The following is a 26682-nucleotide window of genomic DNA, read 5'->3' on the forward strand; positions in this document are numbered from 1 at the left end:
CTGCGCCGCCGTGGACGCCGCTGAGCCGGCCGCCTGGGTCGTCCTGGGGCGTTCCCCGCACGGGGCGACGGCACTGCTGCTCGACGCCGATGCGGCGCAGTCCGCTCGCGTCGAGCTGGACGACGGCGAACTCGCGTCGTGGATCACCGATGTGGAGGCGGCGCACGCCCCGCGGTGGGTCTGGAACGACACCGCACGGTGGTACGCGCCGCTCCTCGCCGCCGGGGTGCGCGTCGCGCGCTGCCACGATCTGCGGCTGTGCCACGCGATGCTCCGCGACTCGGCGCTCGTCGATCCCGACGCCCCGGTCCGCCGTCCGAGCGGGTGGGATGCCGCACCGCACGTGCCCGAAGACGCCGCGCCGACCCTGTTCGAGCTCGACGGGGCCGCGGCGCGCACCGGCCTGCCCGACGGCGCCGACGACGCGCGGGACGAGTTCGTCCGCCAGCGCGCCGCCGTCGCCGGCGCACGCGACCCCGGCCGCCTGCGCCTGCTGACCGCGGCGGAATCGGCGGGCGCGCTGGTGGCCGCCGAGATGCGCGCGGCCGGGCTGCCATGGGATGCGGCCGAGCACGACCGCATCCTCGTCGAGACGCTCGGGGAACGGCCCCCGGGCGGTGGTCAGCCCGCCCTTCTCGCCGGCGCCGCCGCCCGCGTGCGCGAGGCGCTCGGCGACCCGACCGCCAGCCTCGACTCGCAGCCCAAGCTGCTGCGATCGCTGCATCGCGTCGGCGTGCTCGTCGAGTCGACGAGCCGCTGGGAGCTCGCCGAGCAGCGGCATCCCGTCATCGAACCGCTGCTGGAGTACAAGAAGCTCTCGCGGCTGCTCTCGGCCAACGGGTGGTCGTGGCTCGCGGAGTGGGTCGCCGACGGCCGATTCCGGCCCGTGTACATCCCCGGAGGCGTGGTGACCGGGCGGTGGGCGTCGTCGGGCGGCGGCGCGCTCCAACTGCCCCGCCAGCTGCGCGAGGCCGTGCGCGCCGATCCCGGCTGGCGGCTCGTCGTCGCCGATGTCGCCCAGCTCGAACCGCGCGTGCTGGCGGCGATGTCGGGCGACACCTCACTCGCCGAGGCCGCGCGCGGCCGTGACCTGTATGCGGGCATCGTCGACAGCGGCGCCGTGGCCACGCGCCAGGAGGCGAAGATCGCCCTCCTGGGGGCGATGTACGGCGCGACGACGGGGGAGTCCGGTCGCCTCGTGCCGCGGCTGCGCCGCGCGTATCCGCGTGCCATGGGCCTGGTCGATGAGGCCGCTCGCACCGGCGAGGACGGCGGCATCGTGTCGACGTGGCTCGGCCGGAGCTCACCGCCGCCCTCATCGGACTGGTCGGCCCTGCAGTCGCTGGCGACCGAGGCGGAGGCATCCCGATCCGACGAGACGCGCGCCAAGAGGTGGGCACGCGATCGGGGGCGGTTCACCCGCAACTTCGTGGTGCAGGGCACGGCCGCCGAGTGGGCGCTCGCCTGGCTCGCGGATCTGCGCACGCGTCTGGCCGCGATGCCGCCTGTAGCCGCCCAGAACGCCGCGGTGCGATCAGGTCCGGTGTTCGCGCGTCAGCCGCACCTGGCGTTCTTCCTCCACGACGAGGTGATCGTCCATGCGCCGCAGGAGCACGCGGAGGCCGCCGCTGAGGCCGTGAGCGAGGCCGCAGCGTCAGCGGGGCGCCTGCTGTTCGGCGGGTTCCCGCTCGATTTCCGGCTCGATGTGCGCATCGCCGAGACCGCGCTCAAGGACTGACGGTCAGCCGCAGCTCGGGTTCGTGACAACGATCTCGGGATCGGTGATCAACGGGGTGTGAAGGAGCGAGGGAACCAGGCCTTGGTCGAGTTCGAGCGTGAAGCGGTACTCGATCGTCTTCGTCTCACCGGGGTGCACCGTGACAGTCACTGCGCTGGTGGGATACCCCGCGTCTTTGACATCCGTCGACGGCAGCTGCTCGCCGTCGATGCTGACGCCGGCGAAGAACGAGTCCGTCGGAGCAGCGACGCTGACGCTGGTGGCGATGTCGCCGGGCGGCACGCCTTCGATCCCGCCGCCGGATACCCACCACGGGAGCGTGGTGCCCGCGTCAGCTGCCGCGGTGTTCGTGAGGGTCACGGTGACGACGGCATCCGTCAGGCCGTCGGATCGGCACTCCGCGCGCCCGATACCCAGTGCCACGTCAAGGAAAGGCCCCATTTTGCCGGTCGTCGCATCGTTGAAGTAAACGGCGAAGGCTCCCGGTTCGGCGTCGGCCTGTCGGGCGCTCGGACCGCCGTAAGCGCTTTCTCGAAGGAGCTCCTCGATGTCGGGATCCGCACTCCACAGGGACACCCGCCCGTCGTCGACCGGGTCCGCGAGGGCCTCCATAAGACCGAGCGCGTCGACGTCACCGGAGAGCGCCGAAGCGAACACCGCCGCGGTGACCTGCTGCTGGAACGCTGTCTGCTCGTCACGATCGAGAGCGGTGTAGACGTCCTGAAGCATCACCTGCAGGAAGTTGTCCGCTGTCAGCTCACCGGCGGGGAGCTGTACCGGTCCCGTGGCCTTGAGCAGGGCGGCGACGGCGGGCATGTCGAGGGAGACGATCGCGTCCGGCGCCTGGTCGGAGCGAGTCTTCCACCACGCCGACACCAAGTCGGCTGTGAGTGCGAAGTCAGGTGTCATCGACGTGTTCTGGACGAACCGTGCGAATTGGTCTCCGAACAGCTCCGTCGTCGATTCCGGCACGGCAGCGATCGGTTGTGGCAATCCGGGGAACTCACCCGGGTCCGTCTGATCGACGAGCGTCACCGTGCCGTGGTCCGAGCGGAGCATCGCGAATGCGCCGGTGATCCCTCCTCCCGTTCGCAGTTCGGCGTTGTTCTGCAGCATCACCAGCAGATTGCTGGGACCGTCTGCCCCGAGCATCGAGGGCAGCGCTCGGACGGCGGGGGTGATCGTGGCAATCGGCTGCGCCGCAGCCGATACTGTCGCACTGAGTCGCTCCACTCCTGACGCGAGCTGCGGGACGAGGACGCTGGTATCCAGCCGGGCGAGGTCGGTCTCAGCCGCAGAGAACGCCGTCGATGTCTGCTGAAGCGGGCCGCCGAGCCGCGCGAGCAATTCGAGATCCAACCCTGAGGCTCCCGCAGTGTTCGCCGTCGCGAGGACATCGACAAGCGGCCCGGCCGCGGTCGCGATGTCGTGAAGGCTCGACGACACCACACGCGCGGCCGTCAGGTCGGCACCCAATCCGGGGATGAGCTCGGCGATGCGCCAGATCGGATCTCCGCTCAAAGCCTCCGCCTGTGCCGCGTGGCCTCGAAGGTTCCCGACCAGATCGCCGAGCCCACTCAGATCACGGGTTCCGACGGCCTCCTCGATTCGGGAAGCTACCGGAAGCATCGCCTCCAGCTCGCTCTTCAGCAGCACCGCGCGGATGCCAACCCAGGCGGTCGCCCCGACGAGCGCCACCAGCGCACCCGTGAGAACGAGCAGGATGTTCCGACGAGTCTTCCGTTTGCGCCCGATGTCGCCAGACGTCGGGCTGTCGGGAGGCGTCACCGCGTCATCGTAGCGCGCGACCGCGACGACGCATGACGAACAGGAGCACGACGCCGAGGACGGCCAGCGCTCCACCCGTGACGGCGATCGGCAGTGTTGACGCGCTCAGACCCGTCGCCGGGAGGCCAGCGGTCGCGGGTTCGCCCGGGTTGTGCGGGTTGGTGGCACACTGCGGCGTCGACGGCGGATACGACAGGGGCACTGCCACCTCGGGGTTCACTTCGATCGTGGCCGAGATGTCACCTCGCGTCCACCGGAAGTTGCCGTCGGTCTCGACCCACTCGCCGTTCACGAACGCCCAGCCGGGCCACCCGGTGGGGTTGCCGTTCTCATCGACCGAGGCTCCGGGCCAGAGCACCCGCCCCGAGAGCGTCCCGTTCACGAGCTCGCCGAGCACGATCGTCTCCGACTCGGTGCCGTTGGTGATCACCAGTCGAGCGGTGTGCCCCGTGGACTGGTTGTCGGGATCCGTCAGTTCCACCGAATAGCTGATCCACGGCACGTCTCCGTCGCACTCGCCGACAGCGGTCGACCCGGCGAGCGTGGGCGCCTGGTGCTGATTTGGCGTGTAACCGTCGTCGCCCTCCGTCTGCACGTATGCGGGAACGGCACTGCCGACAGCAGCAGACGCGGCAGTCGGAAGAGCACACAGCATTGCCGCGATGACACACGCGGACACAACGATCTTGCGCACAGTAATCAGCCTCCCCAGGTGGCTTGAACCGGATGCCGACCTCCCATGGCGGATCCAGTCATCGTCATGGTACCGCACGCAGTTCCTCCGCGGGAACGATCCACGCCGACCGGTCTCCCGGAAGACCCGTAGAATGGCTGAGCGAATGGGTCGGCTGGACGGTCGCGTCGCGGGACTCCCGCGCCGAGGAACGTCCGGGCTCCACAGGGCAGGGCGGTGGGTAACACCCACCCGGAGCGATCCGCGAGACAGTGCCACAGAGAGCAGACCGCCCAGCTTCGGCCGGGTAAGGGTGAAAGGGCGGTGTAAGAGACCACCGGGGTCGTGGTGACACGACCCGCACGGCAAACCTCGCCCGGAGCAAGGCCAGACAGGGGATGATGACGCGGCCCGCCGAGTCCCCGGGTAGGCCGCTGGAGCGGCACGGCAACGTGTCGCCGAGAGAGATGACCGTCCACGGGGCTCACGCCCCCGGACAGAACCCGGCGTACAGGCCGGCCCATTCGCCTCTCGGGCCGGCCGCCTTCGACCGCGGCTCAGCCGCGGGCGAGCGCCGCAGCGCCGATGATCCCCGCGTTGTTGCGGTGCACGGCCGGGACGATCGGCGTTTTCAGGTCGAGCAGGTGCAGGAACTGATCTGCGTGCTTGGACACGCCGCCGCCGACCACGAACAGGTCGGGGCTGAACAGGAACTCGATGTGGCTGTAGTACCACTGCAGCCGCTTCGCCCACTTCTCCCACGAGAGGCTGTGCCGCTCCATCGCGGAGTATGCGGCGTAGGACTCGGCGTCGCCGCCGTGCTTGGCGCGCTGCACGTGGCCGAGCTCGGAGTTGGGCACGAGCACGCCGTCGTAGAGCAGTGCCGAGCCGATGCCGGTGCCGAGCGTCGTGAGGATCGTGAGGCCGGGCTGGTCCTTCGCCGCGCCGTAGCGGACCTCGGCGACGCCGGCCACGTCGGCGTCGTTCGCGAAGTGGATGTCGCGGCCGAGACCGTCTTCGAAGAACTTCTCCGCCTCGAAGTCGATCCACTGGTCCGAGACGTTCGCCGCCGACAGGGTGCGCCCGTTCTTGACGATGGCGGGGAAGGCGACGCCGAGCGGGACGGAGGTGTCGTCCGCGACGCCCAGCGTCGAGAGCACCTGGGTCACGGCGGCGAGCACGTCCGGCGGGTGCGCTCCCGGAGGCGTCGCGACCTTGACCCGGTCGCTCACGAGCTCGCCACGCTCGAGGTCCACGATGCCCGCTTTGATGCCGGTCCCGCCGATGTCCACGCCGACGGCGCGTGCCGCGTCAGATGCCATGCCCTCAGCCTATCCACGACGCGCCGCCGAACCCGAGCCGCCGTCAGTAGGATCGTGCTGACGACCAGCCACCGATCGAGGAGCGCACGATGACGGACGGCAGCGAGAAGTACTGGTACAACCTCAAGACCGGCGAGGTCGAGAAGGGCTTCGAATCGCCCGCGCCCGACCGTGCAGGTCCGTTCGACACGCCTGAGGAGGCCGCCAAGGCGCCCGACGTCATCCGCGAGCGCTCGCGGGCGTGGGCCGACGAGGAGGCCCGCGAGGACTCGTGGGGGAGCGGCCCCGTGTCCGACGAGTCCGACGCCGACCAGTAGTCTGGCTTCGACCCCGCTCATCAGGGCGAGCGGGCCGGATCGGGCACCGGAGAGGACGCGATGGACAAGCAGCGTGACTTCGTTCTGAGGACCATCGAAGAACGAGGGGTCAAGTTCGTCCGCCTGTGGTTCACGGACGTGATCGGCACGCTGAAGTCGGTGGCGATCGCGCCGGCCGAGGTCGAGGGCGCGTTCGCCGAGGGACTGGGCTTCGACGGGTCCGCCATCGAGGGCCTCACGCGGTCGTACGAGTCCGACCTGCTCGCGCACCCCGATCCCACGACGTTCCAGATCCTTCCGTGGCGCGGCGAGATCGACCCGACCGCGCGCATGTTCTGCGACATCACGACCCCGGACGGGCAGCCGGCGGTCGCCGATCCCCGCCACGTGCTCAAGCGCACGCTCGCGAAGGCCGCGGATGCCGGCTTCACGTTCTACACGCACCCCGAGATCGAGTTCTACCTGCTCAAGTCGTCGTCCTACGGCACCGACGGCCCCGAGCCCGTCGACTCCGCCGGCTACTTCGACAACGTGCCCGGCGGCACGGCGCACGACTTCCGCCGTCGCTCGGTCCGCATGCTCGAAGACCTCGGCATCTCGGTGGAGTACAGCCACCATGAGGGCGGCCCCGGACAGAACGAGATCGACCTGCGCTACGCGGACGCGCTGACGACCGCCGACAACATCATGACGTTCCGCACGGTGATCAAAGAGGTCGCCATCGAGCAGGGCGTCTACGCCACGTTCATGCCGAAGCCCATGACCGGCAAGCCGGGCAGCGGCATGCACACGCACATGTCCCTGTTCGAGGGCGACATGAACGCGTTCTACGAAGAGGGCGCGCAGTACCAGCTGTCGAAGGTGGGCCGGCATTTCATCGCCGGTCTGCTCCGCCACGCCAATGAGATCTCGGCGGTCACCAACCAGTTCGTCAACTCGTACAAGCGCCTGTGGGGCGGCGACGAGGCCCCCAGCTTCATCTGCTGGGGCCACAACAACCGCTCCGCGCTCGTCCGCGTGCCGCTCTACAAACCGAGCAAGGGGCAGTCCTCCCGTGTCGAGTACCGCGCACTGGACTCGGCCGCCAACCCCTACCTCGCGTACGCCCTCATGCTCGCCGCAGGTCTGAAGGGCATCGAAGAGGAGTACGAGCTTCCGGCCGAGGCCGAAGACAACGTGTGGTCGCTGACCGACGCCGAGCGCCGGGCCCTCGGCTACGCCCCGCTGCCGGCGAGCCTCGATCACGCGCTCGAGTTCATGGAGGAGTCCGAACTCGTCGCCGAGACGCTCGGCGAGCAGGTCTTCAACCACGTGCTGCTGAACAAGCGTCGCGAGTGGCAGGAGTATCGCTCTCAGGTCACCGCGTTCGAGCTCAAGAGCAACCTCGAACTGCTCTGAGGCCGTCTGACGCATGTCTGCGAGCGATCGGCCCAGCTCCCTCACGCCGCTCGCGCGCGTCGGCTTCAGCCGGCTGGGCGACGCCGAACAGCTGCTCGACGAGCTCACCGGGCTGACCGGCATCCCTCGCGAAGCCATCCTCGAACGCGCGGCGACCGCTGCCGATCCCGACGAGGCGCTGCACGCGGTCACCAAGCTCGCCCGTCGCGACGACCGGGCCGTGCAGCGCGGACACCGAGACTCCCGCGCGTGGCGTGCACTGTGGGCTCTGCTCGGCGCGTCGACGGGGTTCGGCGAGTTCTTCGCACGCCACCCGGCCGAGCTGGACGAGCTCGTCCACGCCGGTGAGCGGCTCCCGACCGATGACGAGCTGCGCGGCTCGCTGCTCGACGCCGTCGGAGCGGTCGACGGCTTCGCCTCGGACGGCGGCGAGAGCGCGTGGGTGGCTCTGCGCGTACGGTATCGCCGCATGCTCGCGCGGATCGCCGCCTACGACCTCTTGAGCCCCTCGCCGGTCGACGAGATCGCCGCCGTCTCGGCGCGGCTCGCGGATGCCGCGGGCGCGGCGCTGGAGGCATCCCTCGCGGTCGCCCGCACGCGGGTGTCCGGCGGAGCCGCAGGAGCCGGCCTGTTCCCGCGCGAGCAGGTGGCCCACACCGGGCTCGCGGTCATCGGGATGGGCAAGACCGGCGCCCGCGAACTCAACTACGTCAGCGACGTCGACGTCATCTTCGTGGCCGGCGGGTCGGCCGAGGCGATGACCGAGTTCGGCGAGAGCCGTATCGTCGACATCGCGACCCGGCTCGCCGTGCAGACCATGCGGGGCATCTCGGGCGTCGAGATCGAGCCGCCGCTGTGGGAGGTCGACGCCAACCTGCGGCCCGAGGGCAAGCAAGGCGCTCTCGTCCGCACGGTCGACTCCCACGTGGCGTACTACGAGCGCTGGGCCAAGAGCTGGGAGTTCCAGGCGCTGCTCAAGGCGCGTCCCATCGCCGGCGACCCGGAGCTGGCCGCGGAGTACATCGCCGCCGTGCAGCCGAAGGTGTGGACCAGCGCCGCGCGCGAGAACTTCGTCGACAGCGTGCAGCGCATGCGCGAACGCGTCACCGAGCACATCCCGGCCGGCGACGTCCCGTACCAGCTGAAGCTCGGGCCGGGCGGCATCCGCGACATCGAGTTCACGGTGCAGCTGCTGCAGCTCGTCCACGGGCTGTCGGACGATCGCATCCGCCAGCGCGGTACGCTCGCGGCGCTGGACGCCCTCGTCGCTGAGGGCTACATCGGCCGGACCGAGGCCTCTGCCTTCTCGCGCGACTACCGCGTGCTGCGTCTGCTCGAGCACCGCGTGCAGCTGCGCCACCTGCGCCGCACGCACCTCATGCCGGAGCGGCCGGACGATCTGCGGGTGCTCGCCCGGGCCAGCGCCCTCGCCGACACCGGGCAGGGCGTGTGGGACCTGTGGGAATCGGTCAAGCGCGAAGTGCGCGACATCCACGTGCGCCTGTTCTACCGGCCGCTGCTGTCCGCGGTCGCGGCGCTTCCCGCCGATGAGCGCGTGCTGTCCACCGAGCAGGCGCACGACCGGCTCGCGGCGATCGGCTTCGCCGACCCCGCCGGGGCGCTGCGGCACATCGCGGCGCTGACGAGCGGTCTGAGCCGCAAGGCCACGATCCAGCGTCACCTCATGCCCGTCATGATCCGGTGGTTCGCCGACGGCGTCGACCCGGACTACGGCCTCCTCGCGTTCCGGCGCCTCAGCGAACGGCTGGGCGACACGCACTGGTTCCTGCGGATGCTGCGCGACTCGTCGGGTGCTGCCGAAAGCCTGTCCCGCGTGCTGTCGGGATCCCGCTACGTGGGCGAGCTCATGGAGTGGATCCCCGAGTCGGCCGCCTGGCTGGATGACCCCGAGCTGCTGCGGCCGCGCTCGGGCCTGGCGCTGCAGGAAGAGGCGCGGGCGATCCAGACACGCCACGCAGGCCTTCTGGACGCGATGCGTGCGGTCCGCGCGCTCCGGCGCCGCGAGCAGCTGCGTCTCGCGCTGGCCGCGATCCTGGGCGCGGTGACGATCGAAGAGGTGGCGGAGGCCCTGACCACCATCACCGAGGTGACCATCCAGGCCACGCTGCGCGCGGTGCGGCGCGATGTCGTGCCCCCGGAGGACGAGTCGCTCGACTTCTCGGTCATCGCGATGGGCAGGTTCGGCGGCGCCGAGCTCGGGTTCGGATCGGATGCCGACGTCATGTACGTGTACCGCGCCAACGGGGTCGACCCGCAACGCGCGCACGAGCTCGCCCTCAAGCTCGTCGCCGGCCTGCGCACACACTCCGAGGACCACCGGGTACCCCTGGAGCTGGATGCCGATCTGCGGCCCGAAGGCCGCAACGGGCCGCTCGCGCGATCGCTCGACGCCTACGCCGAGTACTACCGGCGCTGGGCCCTCTCGTGGGAGGCGCAGGCTCTTCTGCGCGCACGCGGTGTCGCGGGCAGCGTGAAGCTCATCCACGACTTCATGGAGCTCGCCGACACGGTGCGGTACCCCGAGAAGGTCGAACCCACCGCTGTGCGTGAGATCAAGCGGATCAAGGCGCGCGTCGAGAGCGAGCGGCTGCCACAGGGTGTCGATCCCTCGCGCCACCTCAAGCTCGGGCCCGGATCCTTGAGCGACGTCGAGTGGCTGGTGCAGCTGCTGCAGCTGCAGCACGCCCGCGAGATCCCCGCCATGCGGACGACCTCGACCCTCGGCGCGCTGCAAGCGGCCGTCGACGCCGGCCTCATCCCGTCGAACGCGGCCGACCGGCTCGCGGCGGCATGGCGGCTCGCCAGCCGGCTGCGCTCGGCGAACACGCTGCTGTCGGGCCAGACCAGCGACGTGCTGCCCGTCGACCGCAACCGGCTCGACGGCATCGGACGCCTGCTCGAGTACCCGCCCCGCTCCGCCACGCGCGTCGAGGAGGACTACCTCGGCACGACCCGCCGGGCGCGTCGCGTCTTCGAGAAGCTCTTCTACGGGTAGAGGATGCCGCGGCCGCCGGCATCCATCACACCACGGGGCACTGCGGGATCCCTTCGACGCTGTCGCCCGCGATCGGTGCGCCGCTGACGGCCGCCACCACGCGCACGGCGCGGTCCCAGAAGCGCGCGTAGTGCAGCGGATCGTCGTTCACCTGGGTGCGGTGGGCGACGAGCGTCGGTTCGATCCCGGCGCGGTCGGGAACGCGCTCGGCCATCGCACGGTAGAACACCACTGCCGCCGTGTACGGATCCAGTCGCGCTTCTCTCGACCCCCACGAGTCCTGCTGCTGGAACAGGCCGATCGAGGTGGTGCGGGAGCCGTCGGGGTTCGTCTCGCCGCTGGTCTCCCAATCGCCGTAGTCGATGTTGCGCAGCGAGGACTCGCCCATCGCCGTCATCACCGCGATGGTCTGATCGCGCTCGTCGAAGCCGAGGTCCCTGCCGGCGGCGAGGATGGCGCAGGCGTTCTGCAGCTGCTCGGCGCGATACCCGGCGACGGCCGGGACGGAGACGTGCGACCCGTAGTCGGGGAAGGTCTGATCCAGCGACCGCGCGAGGTAGCCGGTGCCGATGAGGAAGGCGGCGACGAGGGCGACCGGCACCGCGATCGCCCACGCGATCTTCATCCGCCGCCCTCGGGAGCGGGCGTGCGAACGCCGTGACGGGCGCCGCCGCGGCGCCGTCTTCACGGCGCGGACACGACGCGCACGGGTCGTGGCGGTGGTGCGGGAGGGCATCGTGTCGCCTTCGGTCGGGGAGCGCGGACGCGTTGATCCAGCCTACGCGCACGCCCGGCGGCGGCATCCGACCGCCGCGCATGCAGAAGGGCCCCGGTCGCCCGGGGCCCTTCTGGCGTGCAGGAACTGCGGTGCTGGAACGTCAGACGCCGAAGTACAGCTCGTACTCGAACGGGTGCGGACGTGCGTTGAGGGGCTGGATCTCGTTCTCGATCTTGTACTCGATCCACGTCTCGATGAGCTCGGGCGTGAAGACGCCGCCCTTCAGCAGGAACTCGTGGTCGGCACGCAGCGCCTCGAGCGAGTCGAGCAGCGAGTTCGGCACCTGCGGGATGTTCTTCGCCTCCTCGGGGGGAAGCTCGTACAGGTCCTTGTCGACCGGCTCGTGCGGCTCGATGCGGTTCTGGATGCCGTCCAGGCCCGCCATCAGCTGCGCGGCGAACGCGAGGTACGGGTTGCCCGAGGCGTCGGGGGCGCGGAACTCGATGCGCTTGGCCTTGGGGTTCGAGCCGGTGATCGGGATGCGGATCGCAGCCGACCGGTTGCCCGCCGAGTAGACGAGGTTGACGGGAGCCTCGTAGCCCTTGACCAGACGCTTGTAGGAGTTCAGCGTCGGGTTGGTGAAGGCGAGCAGCGCCGGAGCGTGCGCCAGGATGCCGCCGATGTACCAGCGCGCGAGGTCGGAGAGCTGCGCGTAGCCCTTCTCGTCGTAGAACAGCGGCTTGCCCTCGAGCCACAGCGACTGGTGCGTGTGCATGCCCGAGCCGTTGTCGCCGAACAGCGGCTTCGGCATGAAGGTCGCGACTTTGCCCCACTCCTCGGCCACGTTCTTCACGATGTATTTGAACTTCAGGATGTCATCGGCCGCGTGCACCATGGTGTCGAAGCGGTAGTTGATCTCCTGCTGGCCACCGGTGCCCACCTCGTGGTGGGCGCGCTCGAGGTGCAGGCCCGACTCGATGAGACGCAGGCTGATGTCGTCGCGCAGATCGGCCGTCTTGTCCACGGGCGAGACGGGGAAGTAGCCGCCCTTGTACGGGGTCTTGTTGCCGAGGTTGCCGCCCTCTTCGGCGCGGCCCGTGTTCCAGGCGCCCTCCTCGGAGTCCACAGAGTAGAAGCTCGAGTTCTGCTTCACCTCGTAGCGGACGTCGTCGAAGATGTAGAACTCGGCCTCGGGAGCGAAGAACGCGGTGTCGGCGATGCCCGTCGACGCGAGGTACTTCTCGGCCTTCTTCGCGACCTGGCGGGGGTCCTTCGAGTAGATCTCGCCGTTGCGCGGGTTGTAGATGTCGAAGACCATGATGAGGGTCTTCGCCTCACGGAACGGGTCGAGGTATGCCGTCGACACGTCCGGGATGAGCTGCATGTCAGATTCGTGGATGTTCGCGAAGCCTCGGATCGAGGAGCCGTCGAACAGCTGGCCGACCGTGAAGAACTCTTCGTCGACGGTCGAGGCCGGGATGTTGAAGTGCTGCTGCACGCCAGGAAGGTCCGTGAAACGGATGTCGAGGAACTTGACGTCCTCGTCCTTGATGAACTTCAGCACCTCGGATGAATCTTTGAACATGAAGACTCCAGAGGTAGGGCATTCGGATCCGCCCGTGCGGGTCGGGCTCCTTGGCAAAGTACCTGCAGGGGATTGCCCGGCAGTATCACCTGTGTTTCGGGGATGTTACGACGGGCTGGGTACCCTTGAGAAGTGACGCAGAGCACTCAGGACTACCCCGGCGAACGCCTCGGACTCCCGCGGGAGGGCAGCGGATCGATCGGCCACCTGGGCCGTCGCGTCGGCGCGCTGTTCATCGACTACGGCGCCGCGTACCTCATCTCCGGGTTCTTCGGGTGGGATCCGCTGGCGATCCTCGCGCTGTTCGCGGCGATCCAGATCGTGTTCCTGCCGACGCTGCAGGGGAGCCCCGGGCACCGGCTGTTCGGGCTGCGGCTCGTGCGCCTCGACGGTGCGTGGGTCGGGCTGTGGCGTCCGGTCATCCGCACCGCACTGCTCATCGTCGTGATCCCCGCGGTCATCTGGGATGCTGACCACCGGGGACTCCACGACAAGGCTGCGGGCACGGTGCTGCTGCGCGCCTGACACGCTCCACGCCCGCGGACCGGATCTCGCCTGTAACGCCGTCGCGCCCGGCACATGGCCGGGCGCGACTGTCAGGCCGTCGGGGCGTGTCAGCGCGGACGCGGTGCGCGCGCCTTCGTCGGGTCGATGCCCTTCGGGATCGGCAGCGACGTGAGCGACTGCGAGACGGAGTCGATGCGCTTGACGACCGCCGCCTGCGTGGTGCGGTCGATCTTCTTGGGGAGCGACTTGATGGTCGACGCGAGCTTCGCGATCGTGACCTCGCCCTCGCCGTCCCCGTGACCGACGTAGAGCACGGTTACCGGCACGCCCGAGGCGACCCGCTGCACCTTGGAGCGCTCGTCGTTCACGAGTCGGGTCAGCCGCCCGCGGGCGCCTTCGCCCACGATCACGACGCCGCCCTTGCCGACCGCGCGGTACACGGCCTCCTGCGTCTTCGGGTTGATGCCGACGGGCATCTCGCTGGCCTGCCAGGAGCGGCCGAGCGACGTCGAGAGCACGTGACCCGTGGCCCCCGGCATCCCGTCGATCTTCTTGTACATCGCCCGCGTCGACAGGCGCGTCATCGTCATCATCGAGGCGAGGACGCCGAGCATGAGGCCCGTGATGCCCCACAGGATGACGCTCCAGATCGCCACCGGCGGGATCAGGAACCCGATGCCGACGCCGACGGCGACGCCGAGGAGGAGGATGCCGCCGAGCAGATACGGCAGCCAGCGAAACTCCTTCTGCGTGAAGGTGTAGAGGGTACGGATCTGGGAGAAGAAGCCCGGGCTCTTCTCGGGTGCGGAACTGCGCGCGGCCATACCTTCCAGCCTACCTTTTCGGAGCGGTCATCCTCGGCTCCTCCCCAGGTGGGCCTCGGCGGACGTCGTCCACAGATCGCTCGCCTCGCTCTCGCGCCGCCGCGATACCGGCGGAGACTTGCCGCGTGACCACCGACGACAGCCTGCTCGGCGCCCCGTACCGCCCGGTCCGCACGGTGCGCGCGAAGGAGGACGCTCCGTGGCAAGGGGTGCTCGCACGTGAGGAGGGCGGTGGGATGCGTCTGCTCGTGGATGCCGGCGAGCTCGGGCCCGACTGGAGCGGATGGGATGCCGCGCCCGACGGCCACGTGCTGACAGCCCTCGACGTCGCACGGCGCCGCGACGGGCACGACGTGGTGCTGCCGGTATGCGTGGAGCGGCTGGAAGACTTCCTGCGCCGGCGCGCGCAACGGCTTGCCCTCACCCCGGGTGAGGCCGTCACCCTCGGCGTGAGTCTGCTGCGGGGGTGCGCTCAGCTCGTCTCTGCGCCCGACAGCGCAGGGGAGTGGTGGCTCGACGACGGCGGCCGGCCCGTCCTGGCGACGGACGTCGGGTCTCGACGCGCGCGGGACGCCACCGCCGACGCGATGACGGCGCTCGATCTCGATCCCACCCTGCGGCGCACATGGGACACCGCGCTGCGCGCGATCACCGCGGAACGCCTGTCGGTGACCGATCTGGTTTCCGCCGAGGACGCGTTGTTCGCCCTGGCGACGCCTGAACCCCTCGGCACGACGAGTCTCGGGCCCCGAGCGGCCCTCGACGTCGCCGCCGCGGCGCGGACGGAGCGCGCGCCGGATGCAGCCGATGCGCCCCGTTCGGTCTGGCAGACACTCCTGCACGGGGTGGACGCGGACCTCGCCGACACGGTGTCGCACGCCACGACGGCGGTCTGGCGGCGGCTGAGCGGGCGACGCGCGACCGGTGGAGAGGTGAAAGGGTCACGACGGATGCCGTGGATCGTGGCGGGAGGCGTCGCCGCTGCCGTCCTCGTCGCCGGCGCCCTCTGGCCGGCCGGGGGACCGGCGACGGCCGACGGCAGCGCGGTGCCGACGGCCGAACCCTCGCCGTCGGCATCGGCCGCGAGCGGATCCGACGACGGCGATGGGACCGGCGGCGTCGAGGACCCGGCAGCCGCCGGCGCGGGTTCCCCGGACGACCTCGCCGCGGTCACAGCCGACCTGCTCGACGCGCGGATCGCGTGCGCGGGAGACGAACCGTGCGTGTCACGCGTCGCCGTCGAGCCCGCGGCTTTGGCGGAGGTCACCGGTGCGATCGATCTCGCGGCGCCCGATCGCACCGTGACCCTCCTGGACGACTTCGGGGACGTGGCCGTGCTCCGCCTCGACGCGATCGATGGCAGCGTCGTCCCTCAGCTCGTGGTGATCCTCCGCACAGACGAGAAATGGCTGCTGCGCGACGTCCATGACGTCGCGCAGCAGCCGTGAGGATCCGCGTTGCGGGTCAGATGCCGAGCTGGCTCTCGAAGGCCGCGGCCTCCAGGCGGGTCTTGACCGCGCTGAGGAAACGGGCCGCGTCGGCACCGTCGACGACACGGTGGTCGTACGACAGCGCGAGGAACACGTAAGAGCGCACCGAGATCGCATCCTTGCCGTCGACCGTCACGACGCCGGGCCGCTTGACGACGACACCCGTACCGAGGATGGCCGACTGCGGAAGGAACACCACCGGAGTGTCGAACAGCGCGCCGCGCGAACCGGTGTTGGTCAGCGTGAACGTGCCGCCGGCGAGCTCGTCCGGCTTCAGCTTGTTGTCGCGCGTGCGCGCGGCGAGGTCGGCGATCTCGTGAGCGATCTGCGCCAGGTTCTTCGTGGCGGCGTCGCGCAGCACCGGCGTGAGCAGCCCGCGCTCGGTGTCGACCGCGATCGACAGGTTCTCGGTCGCGGGGTAGACGATCTGGTCGCCGTCGACGGTCGAGTTGATCACCGGATACGCCTGCAGCGCCTCGGCGGCGGCCAGCGCGAAGAACGGCAGGAACGACAGCTTGTCGCCGGTCTTGGCGAGGAAGTCGTTCTTCACCTTGTCGCGGAAGTTCGCGAGCTTCGTCACGTCGACCTCGACCACCGTCGTCAGCTGTGCCGTCGACTGCATCGACTCGACCGCGCGAGAGGCGAGCACCTTGCGCAGACGCGACATGGGCTGCGTCGTGCCGCGCAGCGGCGACACCTCCAGCGGCGCCGGGGCGGCGGCTGCGGGAGCCGCGGCGGCCGGGGCGGCAGCCGACTCGGCAGCCTTGAGCACGTCCTCCTTGCGGATGCGACCGCCCACGCCGGTGCCCTTGACCGACGCCAGGTCGACGCCCTGCTGCTGGGCGAGACGACGCACGAGCGGGGTCACGTAGGTGACCGCGTCGTCGTCGGCGACCACGGCAGCAGCAGGAGCCACCGCGGCAGCAGGAGCCGCCGCGGCAGCAGGAGCCGGCGCGGCAGCGGGAGCCGGCGCGGCAGCGGGAGCCGGCGCGGCAGCAGCAGCAGGAGCCGGGGCAGCAGCAGCCGGGGCAGCAGCAGCAGGGGCCGGAGCAGGCGCCTCGGCGGCGGGAGCCGGAGCGGCACCGGCCTCGCCGATGCGGGCGAGCGCCGCGCCGACCTCGACCGTCTCATCCTCGCTCACGAGGATCTCCTGCAGGACGCCGGCGAAGGGCGACGGGATCTCGGTGTCGACCTTGTCGGTCGAGATCTCCAGCAGCGGCTCGTCCACGGCGACCTCATCGCCGACCTGCTTGAGCCAGCGGGTGACGGTGCCCTCGGTGACGCTCTCGCCGAGCTCGGGGAGCACGACCTCCTTGCCGGCACCGCCTGCGGCGGGGGCAGCAGCAGGCGCCGGTGCAGCGGCGGGCGCCTCGGCGGCGGGGGCGGCGGCCGGTGCCTCAGCGGCGGGAGCAGCGGCGGGCGCGGCCTCCGTGGGGGCGGCGGGGGCAGGCTCGGCGGCGGCGGCCTCAGGTGCCGGCGCCTCGGCGGGCGCGCTGGAGCCGTCGCCGATCTTGGCGAGCACGGCACCGACCTCGACGGTCTCATCCTCTTGGACGAGGATCTCCTCGATGACGCCGCTCACCGGCGAGGGGATCTCGGTGTCCACCTTGTCCGTGGAGATCTCGAGCAAGCCTTCGTCGGCCTGGACCGTGTCGCCGACGTTCTTGAGCCAGCGGGTGACCGTACCCTCGGTGACGCTCTCGCCGAGAGCGGGGAGGACCACGGATGTGCTCATGAGGAAGTCTCCTTCTGAATGAATATCGGATCTAGCTTAGTGATCGGGGGCGGTCGGGAGGGTCAGAGCGTGTGCAGGGGCTTGCCCGCGAGGGCGAGGAACGCCTCACCGAGCGCTTCCGACTGAGTGGGGTGCGCGTGGATGAACGGCGCGATGTCTTCGGGGTGCGCCTCCCATCCCACGGCCAGCTGGCCTTCGGTGATGAGCTCGCCGACACGGTCGCCGATGAGGTGGACGCCCAGGACGGGGCCGTCCTTCTCGCGCACCACCTTGACGATGCCGCTCGTGCCGAGGATCTCGCTCTTGCCGTTGCCCGCCAGGTTGTACTCGTACGCGACGATGCCGTCCGCGCCGAGCCGTTCCACGGCCTGCGCCTCGGTGAGGCCTACCGAGGCGACCTCGGGGTGGCTGTAGGTGACCTTGGGGATCTGGACATCGGGGATCACGACGGGGGAGAGCCCGGCGATCTCCTCGGCGACGAAGATGCCCTGCTGGAACCCGCGGTGCGCGAGTTGGAGTCCCGGCACGATGTCGCCGACGGCCCACACGTGCGGCACACCGGTGCGCAGGCGCTCGTCGGTGACGACGAAACCGCGATCCAGCGAGACCCCGGCCTCTTCGTAGCCGAGCCCCGCCGTCGCCGGCCCGCGGCCGACGGCGACGAGCAGATAGTCGGCGGTGAAGGTCTTGCCGTCCTCGAGCGTCACCGTGACGGCATCCGCCGTCTGCGTCGCGGTCTGGAACCGCACGCCGAGGGAGTACTGGATGCCGCGACGCCGGTACGCGCGCTCCAGAGCCTTGCTGAGGGCGACGTCCTCGTTGGGCACGAAGTGGTCGAGCGCCTCGACGATCGTGACCTCTGCGCCGAAGGACTGCCAGACGCTCGCGAACTCGACACCGATCACGCCGCCGCCGAGGATCACGACGCTCGACGGGATCTCGTCGAGCTCGAGCGCCTGCTCGCTCGTGAGGATCCGACCGCCGATGTCGAGCCCCGGCAGCGTCCGGCTGTAGGAGCCGGTGGCGAGGATCACGTCCGCGCCGCGGTAGAGGTCGTCGCCGACGCGGACCGCGGTGCCCGACTCGAGCCGGCCCTCGCCGCTGACGACGGTGATTCCGCGCGCCTTCACGAGGCCCTCGAGCCCCTTGTACTTCTTCGCGACGATGCCCTCGCGGTAGCTGCGGACGCCCGCGACGTCGATGCCTTCCAAGGTCGCGCGGATGCCGTACGCCGCCGCCTCGCGGGCGGTGTCGGCGACCTCGGCGGCGTGGAGCAGCGCCTTGGTGGGGATGCACCCGCGGTGCAGGCACGTGCCGCCCACCTTGTCCTTCTCGATGAGCGCCACCGTCTTGCCGAGTTCCGCGGCGCGCAGTGCGGCCGCGTAGCCTCCGCTGCCACCGCCCAGTACGACGAGATCGAAGGTGTGGTCGGTCATCGTGCCTCCTCATCGAGGTCAGTCAGGACGAAGCGGATCAGGCTGCGCACGGTCGCGGCAGTCGGTCCCTTGTCGGTGTAGCCGTACGGCGCGCCCTTGTGGGTCCCGCTGCCGGCGATGTCGAGATGCACCCACGGGATGCGGGGGGCATCGGCTTCGTCGCCCGTGCGGCCGACGAAGTGACGCAGGAAGACTCCTGCGAAGAGCGAGCCGCCCGCGGGATCGCCGATCTTGGCGTTCTGCAGGTCGGCGATGGGGGAGTCGAGTTCTTCGACCATGTGCGCGGGGAGCGGCAGCTGCCACGCCGGCTCACCCGCGTCGGCCGCGGCGGCGAGGAAATCGGCGACCGCCTGCTCGTCGCCCATGACGCCGGTGTGCCTCGTGCCGAGCGCCACGAGGACGGCGCCGGTCAGCGTGGCGACGTCCACGATCACGTCGGGATGCTCGCGGCTGGCGGCCACGAGGCCGTCGGCGAGGACGAGGCGCCCCTCGGCGTCGGTGTTGAGCACCTCGACGGTGGTGCCGTCGAGCAGCCGCAGCACGTCGCCAGGACGGATGGCGGCCCCCGAGGGCATGTTGTCGGCGACGCAGAGCCAGGCGGTGACGCGGACGGGCGCCGCAACCGACGCCGCAGCCCGCAGGACGGCGAGGACCGTCGCGGCACCCGCCATGTCGTACTTCATGCCCACCATCGAGGCGGCAGGTTTGAGCGACAGTCCGCCGGTGTCGAACGTGATGCCCTTGCCGACGAGCGCGATGTGGCGCGTCGCGCCGGCCGGCGCGTAGTCGAGCCGCACCAGGCGCGGCGGCCGGTCCGACCCCTGCCCCACGCCGAGGATGCCGCCGAAGCCCTGCGCGCGCAGCGCCTCCTCGTCGAGCACCTCGACCTGCACGGGCAGGCCCGCGACCGCGTCGGCGGCCTTCTGCGCGACGTCGGCCGGGCCGAGCCACTCGGCGGGGATGTTGACGAGATCCTTCACCAGGGCGACGGATGCCGCAGTCTCGGCGACGAGGCGCAGCGCGACATCGTCCGGATCCGCCGCGCCGTGCACGAGCACCCGCGAGGCACGAGGCTTCGGCGCCTCCGACTTGTAGCCGTCGAACCGGTACCCGCCGAGGGCGGCGCCCTCCGCTGCCGCGGTCCACAGCGCGGGGTCCGCGAACGGTGCGGCGACGGCGACCGTCGCGTAGCCCGTGAGCGAGCGGATGCCGGCGCCAACGGCGTCACGGAGGGCCGCGGCATCCGGGTCCGTGCCCGTCCCCACGACGGCCAGCGGGAGGGTCGTGGACTCCGGCGCGTAGACGCGGAGGAAGGACCCGGTCGAGCCCGCGAAGCCGACGGCCGACAGCGCGTCGCGCAGGCCCGGCCAGTCGGACAGGTCGGGTGCGCTGTCGCCCTCGATCGGGGGCAGCGCCAGCAGGAGTGCGTCGGCTTCGGACTCTCGGACGGGGGTGTTGCGGTACTCGAGGTCGGGGAACGACATGGGATCCATCCTAGGGAGCATGCGTGTTCGCTCTGAGCGCGACGGGCCCGACCCGGGCCCCGCCGACGACTCGTAGCATGGGGTCATGCCTCTCTCCGGCCCGCTGTTCGAGCGCGCGGTCTCCGCGCCCCCGGTACCGCGCGGTCTGCCGCTGGTGATCGCCCTGACCGGCTTCACCGACGCGGGCAGCGCCGTGAGCCGTGTCATCGACTATGTGCGGGACGACCTGTCCCCGTCGCCGCTCGTGGTGTTCTCGAACGACACGCTGCTCGACTACCGCGCACGCCGCCCGATCGTCGCGTTCGACAAGGATCACCTGACTGACTACCGTCCGCCGCGCCTGGAGCTGTCGTTCGCCCACGACTCGCTCGGTCAGCCGTTCCTGGTCCTCGCCGGATACGAGCCGGACTTCGCGTGGGACGCGTTCGCCGCCGCGGTCCTGGAGCTCGCCGAGCTCTATGGCGTGTCGACGGTCACGTGGGTGCATGCCATCCCGATGCCGGTGCCGCACACGCGCCCCATCGGCACGACGGTGAGCGGCACCCGCACCGAGCTCACCGAGGCGCACTCGGTGTGGCAGCCGCACACCCAGGTGCCGGCGACGGCGGGTCACCTGCTGGAGTACCGGCTCGCCGAGGCGGGGGTCCGTGTCGCCGGGTTCGTGCTGCTGGTGCCTCACTACCTGGGCGACTCCGAGTACCCGGCCGCCGCCCTCGCCGCGCTGGACAGCCTGACGGTCGCGACGGGGCTGGTCTTCGCCGGCGACGAGCTGCGCGAAGACAACCGCGAGTACCTCGAGAAGGTCACCGAGCAGATCGAGGGCAGCGACGAGCTGGCGCGCATGGTCCAGGGCCTGGAGGAGCGGTACGACGCCTACATGGCCGGCTCGACGCTCGCGACGCCCATGATCCACACCGGCGACCTGCCCAGCGCCGACGAGCTGGCGGCAGAGCTCGAACGGTTCCTGGCGACCCGGCCCGGCGAGGACGACAAGCGCGGCTCCTGAGCCGGCGCCGCCTGCTCCGTCGGCGCGGCGCGGAATTCTCGTTCCTGCCTGCGCGTTGTCATCAGTACGGAGGTGCGCCGGCCTCGGCGGGGCGATGCTGGCGGCGCACGGCAAGTATGAGATACTAGACGCTCTGACCCGTTGTCAACCGTCTTCGCGAGAGCACTCTGCGAAGCTCGGGACTTGACAAGGGTCTTACTAGTGTCCGAAACCGACCGGAGACGCGCCGTGCGCGTCGACCGGTGAAAGGCGAAACGTGACTCCAGGCACGAACACCAAGGCTCGCTCGGCCGCGAAGGACACCGAGTCGGACGAGACGAAGACCACAGCCGCCAAGAAGGCTCCCGCAGCGAAGGGCGCCGCCAAGGCCAAGGCTGCGCCGAAGACCGCGTCCAAGCGCGCGAAGAAGTCGGACGACGAGTTCGAGGACGACGTCGAAGAGCTCGACGAAGACGTCGAACTCGACGAGGACGAGTCCGCGGACGACGAGGCCGGCGAGGCGACGGACGCCAAGGGCGCCGCCAAGCCGGCGTCGGGCGACGAGAGCGCTTCCGAGGACGAGGAGGAGGACGAGGAGAGCACCAAGCCGGCGTTCACCGAGCCCCTCCCCACCGGCGCGATCGTCATCTCGTCGAGCGACGAGGACGACGTCCCGGTCTACTCGACGCAGATCACCGGCGCCACTGCCGACCCGGTCAAGGACTACCTCAAGCAGATCGGCAAGGTGCCGCTCCTGAACGCGGCCGAAGAGGTCGAGCTCGCGATGCGCATCGAGGCCGGCCTGTTCGCCGAAGAGAAGCTGTCGCACATGTCGGCGGCCGAGAAGACCTCGCAGCTCGGACTCGACCTGCAGTGGGTCGCCCGTGACGGCCAGCGCGCCAAGAGCCACCTGCTGGGCGCGAACCTGCGCCTCGTGGTCTCGCTCGCCAAGCGCTACACCGGCCGTGGCATGCAGTTCCTGGACCTGATCCAGGAGGGCAACCTCGGTCTCATCCGCGCGGTGGAGAAGTTCGACTACACCAAGGGCTTCAAGTTCTCGACGTACGCCACCTGGTGGATCCGTCAGGCGATCACGCGCGCGATGGCCGACCAGGCCCGCACGATCCGCATCCCGGTGCACATGGTCGAGGTCATCAACAAGCTCGCCCGCGTCCAGCGGCAGATGCTGCAGGACCTCGGTCGCGAACCCACGCCCGAGGAGCTCAGCCGCGAGCTGGACATGACCCCCGAGAAGGTCATCGAGGTGCAGAAGTACGGCCGCGAGCCCATCTCGCTGCACACGCCCCTCGGCGAGGACGGCGACAGCGAGTTCGGCGACCTCATCGAGGACACCGAGGCCGTGGTCCCCGCGGACGCGGTGGGCTTCACGATGCTGCAGCGTCAGCTCGAGTCGCTGCTGGACTCGCTGTCCGAGCGCGAGGCGGGCGTCATCCGCATGCGCTTCGGCCTCGGTGACGGCCAGCCCAAGACGCTGGACCAGATCGGCGACACCTTCGGCGTCACCCGTGAGCGGATCCGCCAGATCGAGTCCAAGACGATGGCGAAGCTGCGCCACCCGTCGCGTTCGCAGTCGCTGCGGGACTACCTCGAGTGAGTGAGGCGAACGCCGGCAAGGCGCTCACCGTCCAGGTCGAAGGCTCGTCGTTCGCTCGCATCCCGATCCGCACGCGGGTCGTGATGCCGGGCGACGACCTCGACGACTTCATCCGCGAATACGCGAGCGACGTCGTGCGCGACGGCGACCTGCTGTTCGTGACGGAGAAGATCGTCGCGATCACGCAGGGCCGCTCGTATCTCGTCGAGGACATCAAGCCGCGAAAGCTCGCGTTCTTCCTCTCGAAGTACGTCACGCGCACGCCGTACGGCATCGGCCTGGGCATGCCCGAGACGATGGAGATGGCGCTGCGCGAGTGCGGCACGCTGCGGATCCTGTTCGCGGCGGCGGTCTCGGCGGTCACCAAGCTGTTCGGCCGCAAGGGCGACTTCTACCGCATCGCCGGCGACAAGGCCCGCGCCATCGACGGTCCGACGTCGGGCACGATCCCGCCGTACAACAAGGCGGTCGTCCTCGGACCGGAGCATCCGCGCGAAGTTGCGGAGCACCTCAAGGCGCTGCTCGGCGGCGTCCCTGAGGTCGCCGTGGTCGACATCAACGATCTCGGCGGCAACATCCTCGGCTCGACGCTCGACAGGGCCGGCGAGAAGCAGCTCGTCGCGATCCTTAAGGACAATCCGCTCGGTCAGGGACACCAGTCGACGCCGCTCGGCGTCGTCCGTGCCGTCTGAATCGACACAGCAGGAAGGCGCGGTGCCCGCGGGTGCCGCGCCTTTCGCGTGCGTGGATGCATACGCTCACGCAACATCGGCTGCGGTGAGGTGGAGGAATGTCCACCCCTGTTCGCACCGAGTCCTCCGTCGGCCCGCGACTCTTCCTGTCCGTCCTGGCGACGGCCCTCGTCCTCGCCCTGACTCTCGCGCCCCGCGGCGCCGTCGCGCCCGCCCGCGGCCTCTTCATGGCGGCGGCGGAGCGCTGGGCCGGCCCGCTGATCGCGGGACTGACTTATCCGCAGATCGAGAGCATGCTCAACGCGCTGCTGTTCGTCCCGCTCGCGGCAGCGCTGGCGCTCCTCCTGGGACGGCGGCTGTGGATGCTGGCACCCGTGCTCGGCCTCGCCGTCTCGTGCGCGGTCGAGTACGCGCAGTCACAGATCCCCGGTCGCGTCCCCGACCTTCAGGACGTCCTCTGGAACACTGCGGGCTCGATCGCCGGCGCCGCCGCGGCGGGGCTGCTCCTCCTGGTGACAGGGCGGTCCCGCCACCGGCGCTGAGTCGGGTCAAAACCCGATCGCGGCGCGATAGCGAGGCTTGTGACCTGTGCGGATGCCGGTGACGCTCGGCTTGTTCTCGTACACGCCTGCTCCCCAGTTGCCCTCGACGAGCACGGGCCCCTCGGGTGTCACCACGATGTCCCAGCCCACGTACTGGATCTGCGGCACGACGCGAGCCACCTGGTCGACGAACGCCTTCACCTCGTCGATCATGGGCAGCTGGAAGTCGGCGATCACGAACCCGCTGTCGGGGTGCGTGACGTGCACGTGCGCGTGCGAGTCGTACCCGGGCCCGACCGCATGGCCGTTCTCGTCGAGCATCGTGTAGAAGCCGCCGAACGTCATCTGGTCGCTCACCGCGCCGCGCCCGAACTTCTGCGCCATCGCGAGGATGTGTGTCTTCTCTCCGTCGAAGAACGCCGTCACCCGCGTGGTGTTGACTGTGCCCGGGCAGACCGCCGCGAGGTCGGCGTGCTGGCGGATGACCTCTTCGATCAGCAGCTCGCCGCGATCGAGCAAGCCCCGGTGGAAGGCATCCCAGTCCGAGATCTCGGCCGCGTGGTAGCGGTGGACGCCGGTTCCGGCCTGACCCACCGGCTCCTTCGTGACGATCGTGCCGTGCTTCTCGGCGAATGCGCGCACCTCGTCGGCGTTGCCGGCCTCGACGACCATCCAGTCGCGACGGAGGAACTCGCTGAAGGTGCGGTCGAACTCGACCTTGTCCTGGAACAGGCCGCGGTAGTCGGGGTGGTCGTACTTCTGCGACAGCTCGTTCGACACCGGGTGCGTCATGTACGTGGCGCGCTCGGCGCGATTGAGGATCGCGAAGTCGTAGTCGACGTAGTCCTGGAAGCCCACCTGCCGGAAACCGGCCGACCACAGCATGTCGACCACGACGGCGGGCGTCCACTTGCCGTGCTCGTGGGCGGTCTCTTTCGCACGCTCCAGCACGGATCCGACATCGATGCGGCGGATGCGCCAGGCGAGATAGCGAAGGCGGTTCGAGAGGGCGAGGCCCTGAGAAGACATGCGTGCTCCGGGTTCGGTTCGGGGACCCCGATAGTCTAGAGGCGTGAGTTCGTCGATCCCTGGGCACGGCATGCCGGCACCAGGATCCGGACCCCGCAGCGCACCGGTCGCCCGCATCTCGAGGTCCGCGCTCACCGCGAACGCCCGTGCGGCGAGGGCGCGCGGCATCCACTCGTTCTCTCCGTCGATCTTCGAGGCGGATGCCTGGGGGCACGGTGCGGAGCTCGTGCGGAGCGTCCTGGCGGCGGAGCAGTTCGTGCCGGATCCCGCCGCACGCGACACCCTGTCTGCGGCGAGCCTGCTCGGGCTTCCCGGCGTCGCACCCGGCGTGACTCCTGCCCTGCGTCTCACCGGCACCGTGCTGTCGGTCAAGGATCTCCGCGCCGGCGAGGGCGTCTCGTACGGCTACGCGTTCCGCGCCCCTGCCGACACGCGCGTCGCTCTTGTGACCGGCGGCTACGCCCAGGGCATCGTGCGGGCGCTCGGCGGCGCCGTCGACGTGTCGATCGCGGGGGAGCCGCACCGCATCGTCGGTCGCGTCGCGATGGACGTGTGCGTGGTCGAGATCCGGGATGCCGGCGTCCGGCGCGGCGACGAGGTGCTGTTCCTCGGCGATCCTGCCGCGGGGGAACCGTCTCTCGGGGACTGGATGGACGCGACGGACCTGCAGGCGGCTGAGCTGATCACGATGATCGGCCTGCGAGCGATCCGCGAGGAGGCACCATGACCGCGCGGCTGCACGTCGATCTGGCCGCCCTCACGGCGAACCTCGACCGCGTGCGCGAGACCGTCGCGCCGGCCGAGCTGATGCTCGTCGTGAAGGACGATGCCTACGGACACGGCCTGGAGCCGGTGGTCCGCACCGCCGCGGCGGCGGGCGTGAACTGGTTCGGCGCATTCGATACCCGCACCGGAGCGGCGGTGCGCGCCGTCCTCGGCAAGGGGCCGCGGATCTTCGCCTGGATCGCCGCGTCGCGCCACGACCTCGACACCGCGATCGCCGCGGACCTCGACCTCGGCATCGGCGACGCCGACCTTCTCGAAGAACTGGCGGATGCCGCACACGCCGCCCGCGCGACCGTGCGGGTGCACCTCAAGATCGACACGGGGCTGCACCGCAACGGCGTGCGGCCGGAGGCCTGGCCCGCCTTCGTGCGGCGTGCCGCCGAGCTGCAGACGCAGGGGGCGATCGACGTCGTCGGCGTCTGGAGCCACATCGCCGAGGCCTCGGACGACGAGGACGATGACGCCCGCGCGGTGTACGAATGGGCTCTCGGGGAAGCGGCGGCCGCCGGCATCCCTCCGTCGGTCCGTCACCTCGCGGCCAGCGCAGCATCGTTCGCGCGGCCGGAGTTCCGCTACGACCTCGTGCGGGTGGGGGCGTTCTGCTACGGCATCCGGTCGTCGGGCGGACCGTCGGCCGGCGAACTCGGGCTGCGGCCGATCGCACGGCTCGAGGCCGACGTCACCGCGGTGCACCACGAGAACGTCGAGGTCGGCATCGGGGCCCTCCACGGACTGCCCACGTCGCTGGGCGGTGGGCGCGTGCGGGTGGGCACGTCCGAAGGCGGCCGGCACCTGGAACTCGTGGGCGAGACGCACTCTCTCGTCGAGCGCTGGCCCGGGGCCGCCGTGGGAGACACCGTCACGGTGTTCGGCCCGGGCGTGCGCGGCGAAGGATCCAGCACGGATCTCGCCGAGCTCATCGGCACGATCGGGGAAGAGATCGCCGTTCGCGTGTCGCCGCTGGTGCCGCGCGCCTACGAGAGCTGACGCGCGGCGGGGCGG

General features: G+C 70.4%; 22 protein-coding genes and 1 other RNA gene. 13 read left to right on the plus strand and 10 right to left on the minus strand.

Annotation, left to right across the window (positions count from 1 at the left end; translation table 11 throughout):
* Positions 1-10 precede the first annotated feature (10 nt).
* On the plus strand, positions 11-1738 hold the full coding sequence (locus FB391_RS11355; RefSeq protein WP_141894471.1) for a bifunctional 3'-5' exonuclease/DNA polymerase: 1728 nt from the start codon (positions 11-13) through the stop codon (positions 1736-1738).
* A 3-nt stretch (positions 1739-1741) separates the two neighbouring features.
* On the opposite strand, the gene FB391_RS11360 is transcribed toward FB391_RS11355, so the two are convergent.
* Complete coding sequence (locus FB391_RS11360; RefSeq protein ID WP_141894472.1) at positions 1742-3526, minus strand: DUF4012 domain-containing protein; 1785 nt, start codon at positions 3524-3526, stop codon at positions 1742-1744.
* Positions 3527-3530: 4 nt separating this feature from the next.
* Complete coding sequence (locus tag FB391_RS11365) at positions 3531-4121, minus strand: cell wall protein (protein ID WP_141894473.1); 591 nt, start codon at positions 4119-4121, stop codon at positions 3531-3533.
* 245 nt (positions 4122-4366) lie between these two features.
* Here FB391_RS11365 and rnpB point away from each other — a divergent pair.
* Positions 4367-4726, plus strand: an RNA gene (rnpB, locus tag FB391_RS11370) — RNase P RNA component class A.
* Positions 4727-4756: 30 nt separating this feature from the next.
* On the opposite strand, the gene ppgK is transcribed toward rnpB, so the two are convergent.
* Positions 4757-5521, minus strand: coding sequence for a polyphosphate--glucose phosphotransferase (ppgK, locus tag FB391_RS11375; protein ID WP_141894474.1), 765 nt, complete (start codon positions 5519-5521; stop codon positions 4757-4759).
* A gap of 89 nt (positions 5522-5610) precedes the next feature.
* Here ppgK and FB391_RS11380 point away from each other — a divergent pair, with 89 nt between their 5' ends.
* The 3 genes from FB391_RS11380 to FB391_RS11390 are packed head-to-tail and all read left to right on the plus strand — an operon-like array spanning position 5611 to position 10252.
* Positions 5611-5838, plus strand: coding sequence for an SPOR domain-containing protein (locus FB391_RS11380; RefSeq protein WP_141894475.1), 228 nt, complete (start codon positions 5611-5613; stop codon positions 5836-5838).
* A gap of 60 nt (positions 5839-5898) precedes the next feature.
* The gene (locus FB391_RS11385) at positions 5899-7236 is read left to right on the plus strand and encodes a glutamine synthetase family protein (protein ID WP_141894476.1); all 1338 of its coding nucleotides are present in this window, start codon (positions 5899-5901) and stop codon (positions 7234-7236) included.
* 13 nt (positions 7237-7249) lie between these two features.
* A complete protein-coding gene (locus FB391_RS11390) occupies positions 7250-10252 on the plus strand; it encodes a bifunctional [glutamine synthetase] adenylyltransferase/[glutamine synthetase]-adenylyl-L-tyrosine phosphorylase (protein WP_141894477.1) in 3003 nt (1000 codons plus the stop codon).
* A 25-nt stretch (positions 10253-10277) separates the two neighbouring features.
* Here FB391_RS11390 and FB391_RS11395 read toward each other — a convergent pair whose 3' ends face one another.
* Positions 10278-10877 (minus strand): peptidase M23, encoded by a 600-nt coding sequence (locus FB391_RS11395; protein WP_246093468.1) that lies wholly within the window; start codon positions 10875-10877, stop codon positions 10278-10280.
* A 253-nt stretch (positions 10878-11130) separates the two neighbouring features.
* Positions 11131-12555 (minus strand): type I glutamate--ammonia ligase, encoded by a 1425-nt coding sequence (gene glnA, locus FB391_RS11400; protein ID WP_141894479.1) that lies wholly within the window; start codon positions 12553-12555, stop codon positions 11131-11133.
* 132 nt (positions 12556-12687) lie between these two features.
* On the opposite strand from glnA, the gene FB391_RS11405 reads away from it, so the two are divergent.
* On the plus strand, positions 12688-13080 hold the full coding sequence (locus FB391_RS11405) for an RDD family protein (RefSeq protein ID WP_141894480.1): 393 nt from the start codon (positions 12688-12690) through the stop codon (positions 13078-13080).
* 89 nt (positions 13081-13169) lie between these two features.
* Here the strand turns inward: FB391_RS11405 and FB391_RS11410 are convergent, their stop codons facing one another.
* Positions 13170-13886, minus strand: coding sequence for a DUF4191 family protein (locus FB391_RS11410; protein WP_141894481.1), 717 nt, complete (start codon positions 13884-13886; stop codon positions 13170-13172).
* A gap of 125 nt (positions 13887-14011) precedes the next feature.
* Between FB391_RS11410 and FB391_RS11415 the strand changes: the two genes are divergently transcribed.
* Positions 14012-15334: a hypothetical protein gene (locus tag FB391_RS11415; protein WP_141894482.1), complete on the plus strand. Its 1323-nt coding sequence runs from the start codon at positions 14012-14014 to the stop codon at positions 15332-15334.
* A gap of 16 nt (positions 15335-15350) precedes the next feature.
* Here FB391_RS11415 and sucB read toward each other — a convergent pair whose 3' ends face one another.
* The 3 genes from sucB to FB391_RS11430 form a co-directional block, all read right to left on the minus strand.
* Positions 15351-17111: a 2-oxoglutarate dehydrogenase, E2 component, dihydrolipoamide succinyltransferase gene (sucB, locus tag FB391_RS11420; RefSeq protein WP_141894483.1), complete on the minus strand. Its 1761-nt coding sequence runs from the start codon at positions 17109-17111 to the stop codon at positions 15351-15353.
* Between the two features lie 62 nt (positions 17112-17173).
* Positions 17174-18547: a dihydrolipoyl dehydrogenase gene (gene lpdA, locus FB391_RS11425; protein WP_141894484.1), complete on the minus strand. Its 1374-nt coding sequence runs from the start codon at positions 18545-18547 to the stop codon at positions 17174-17176.
* Positions 18544-20031 carry a leucyl aminopeptidase gene (locus tag FB391_RS11430; RefSeq protein WP_141894485.1) on the minus strand — a complete coding sequence of 496 codons (1488 nt, stop codon included), beginning with the start codon at positions 20029-20031 and terminating at the stop codon, positions 18544-18546. Before FB391_RS11430 ends, lpdA begins: the two co-directional genes overlap by 4 nt.
* An 85-nt stretch (positions 20032-20116) precedes the next feature.
* On the opposite strand from FB391_RS11430, the gene FB391_RS11435 reads away from it, so the two are divergent.
* From FB391_RS11435 to FB391_RS11450, 4 genes are all read left to right on the plus strand, one after another.
* Positions 20117-21037, plus strand: a complete 921-nt coding sequence (locus FB391_RS11435; RefSeq protein ID WP_141894486.1) for a PAC2 family protein — start codon at positions 20117-20119, stop codon at positions 21035-21037.
* Positions 21038-21293: 256 nt separating this feature from the next.
* Entirely contained in the window at positions 21294-22631 is a 1338-nt protein-coding gene (locus tag FB391_RS11440; protein WP_141894487.1) for an RNA polymerase sigma factor, read from the plus strand.
* A complete protein-coding gene (locus tag FB391_RS11445; protein WP_141894488.1) occupies positions 22628-23323 on the plus strand; it encodes a coenzyme F420-0:L-glutamate ligase in 696 nt (231 codons plus the stop codon). Before FB391_RS11440 ends, FB391_RS11445 begins: the two co-directional genes overlap by 4 nt.
* 98 nt (positions 23324-23421) lie before the next feature.
* The gene (locus FB391_RS11450) at positions 23422-23865 is read left to right on the plus strand and encodes a VanZ family protein (protein WP_141894489.1); all 444 of its coding nucleotides are present in this window, start codon (positions 23422-23424) and stop codon (positions 23863-23865) included.
* A 6-nt stretch (positions 23866-23871) separates the two neighbouring features.
* Here the strand turns inward: FB391_RS11450 and FB391_RS11455 are convergent, their stop codons facing one another.
* Positions 23872-24894 carry a sugar-transfer associated ATP-grasp domain-containing protein gene (locus FB391_RS11455; protein ID WP_141894490.1) on the minus strand — a complete coding sequence of 341 codons (1023 nt, stop codon included), beginning with the start codon at positions 24892-24894 and terminating at the stop codon, positions 23872-23874.
* Between the two features lie 43 nt (positions 24895-24937).
* On the opposite strand from FB391_RS11455, the gene FB391_RS11460 reads away from it, so the two are divergent.
* Positions 24938-25621 (plus strand): alanine racemase C-terminal domain-containing protein, encoded by a 684-nt coding sequence (locus FB391_RS11460; protein ID WP_246093469.1) that lies wholly within the window; start codon positions 24938-24940, stop codon positions 25619-25621.
* On the plus strand, positions 25618-26667 hold the full coding sequence (locus tag FB391_RS11465) for an alanine racemase (protein ID WP_141894491.1): 1050 nt from the start codon (positions 25618-25620) through the stop codon (positions 26665-26667). The genes FB391_RS11460 and FB391_RS11465 overlap by 4 nt, the downstream gene beginning before the upstream one ends.
* Positions 26668-26682: the final 15 nt, after the last annotated feature.

The organism is Microbacterium kyungheense, from assembly GCF_006783905.1.
GTDB classification, from domain to species: Bacteria; Actinomycetota; Actinomycetes; order Actinomycetales; family Microbacteriaceae; genus Microbacterium; species Microbacterium kyungheense.

Bases quoted from the DNA above. Each gene is read 5' to 3' on its own strand.
- ppgK (WP_141894474.1), bottom strand. From the start codon at position 5,521: ATGGCATCTGACGCGGCACGCGCCGTCGGCGTGGACATCGGCGGGACC.
- FB391_RS11380 (WP_141894475.1), top strand. From the start codon at position 5,611: ATGACGGACGGCAGCGAGAAGTACTGGTACAACCTCAAGACCGGCGAG.
- FB391_RS11385 (WP_141894476.1), top strand. From the start codon at position 5,899: ATGGACAAGCAGCGTGACTTCGTTCTGAGGACCATCGAAGAACGAGGG.
- FB391_RS11390 (WP_141894477.1), top strand. From the start codon at position 7,250: ATGTCTGCGAGCGATCGGCCCAGCTCCCTCACGCCGCTCGCGCGCGTC.
- FB391_RS11395 (WP_246093468.1), bottom strand. From the start codon at position 10,877: ATGAAGATCGCGTGGGCGATCGCGGTGCCGGTCGCCCTCGTCGCCGCC.
- glnA (WP_141894479.1), bottom strand. From the start codon at position 12,555: ATGTTCAAAGATTCATCCGAGGTGCTGAAGTTCATCAAGGACGAGGAC.
- FB391_RS11410 (WP_141894481.1), bottom strand. From the start codon at position 13,886: ATGGCCGCGCGCAGTTCCGCACCCGAGAAGAGCCCGGGCTTCTTCTCC.
- sucB (WP_141894483.1), bottom strand. From the start codon at position 17,111: ATGAGCACATCCGTGGTCCTCCCCGCTCTCGGCGAGAGCGTCACCGAG.
- lpdA (WP_141894484.1), bottom strand. From the start codon at position 18,547: ATGACCGACCACACCTTCGATCTCGTCGTACTGGGCGGTGGCAGCGGA.
- FB391_RS11430 (WP_141894485.1), bottom strand. From the start codon at position 20,031: ATGTCGTTCCCCGACCTCGAGTACCGCAACACCCCCGTCCGAGAGTCC.
- FB391_RS11435 (WP_141894486.1), top strand. From the start codon at position 20,117: ATGCCTCTCTCCGGCCCGCTGTTCGAGCGCGCGGTCTCCGCGCCCCCG.
- FB391_RS11450 (WP_141894489.1), top strand. From the start codon at position 23,422: ATGTCCACCCCTGTTCGCACCGAGTCCTCCGTCGGCCCGCGACTCTTC.
- FB391_RS11455 (WP_141894490.1), bottom strand. From the start codon at position 24,894: ATGTCTTCTCAGGGCCTCGCCCTCTCGAACCGCCTTCGCTATCTCGCC.
- FB391_RS11465 (WP_141894491.1), top strand. From the start codon at position 25,618: ATGACCGCGCGGCTGCACGTCGATCTGGCCGCCCTCACGGCGAACCTC.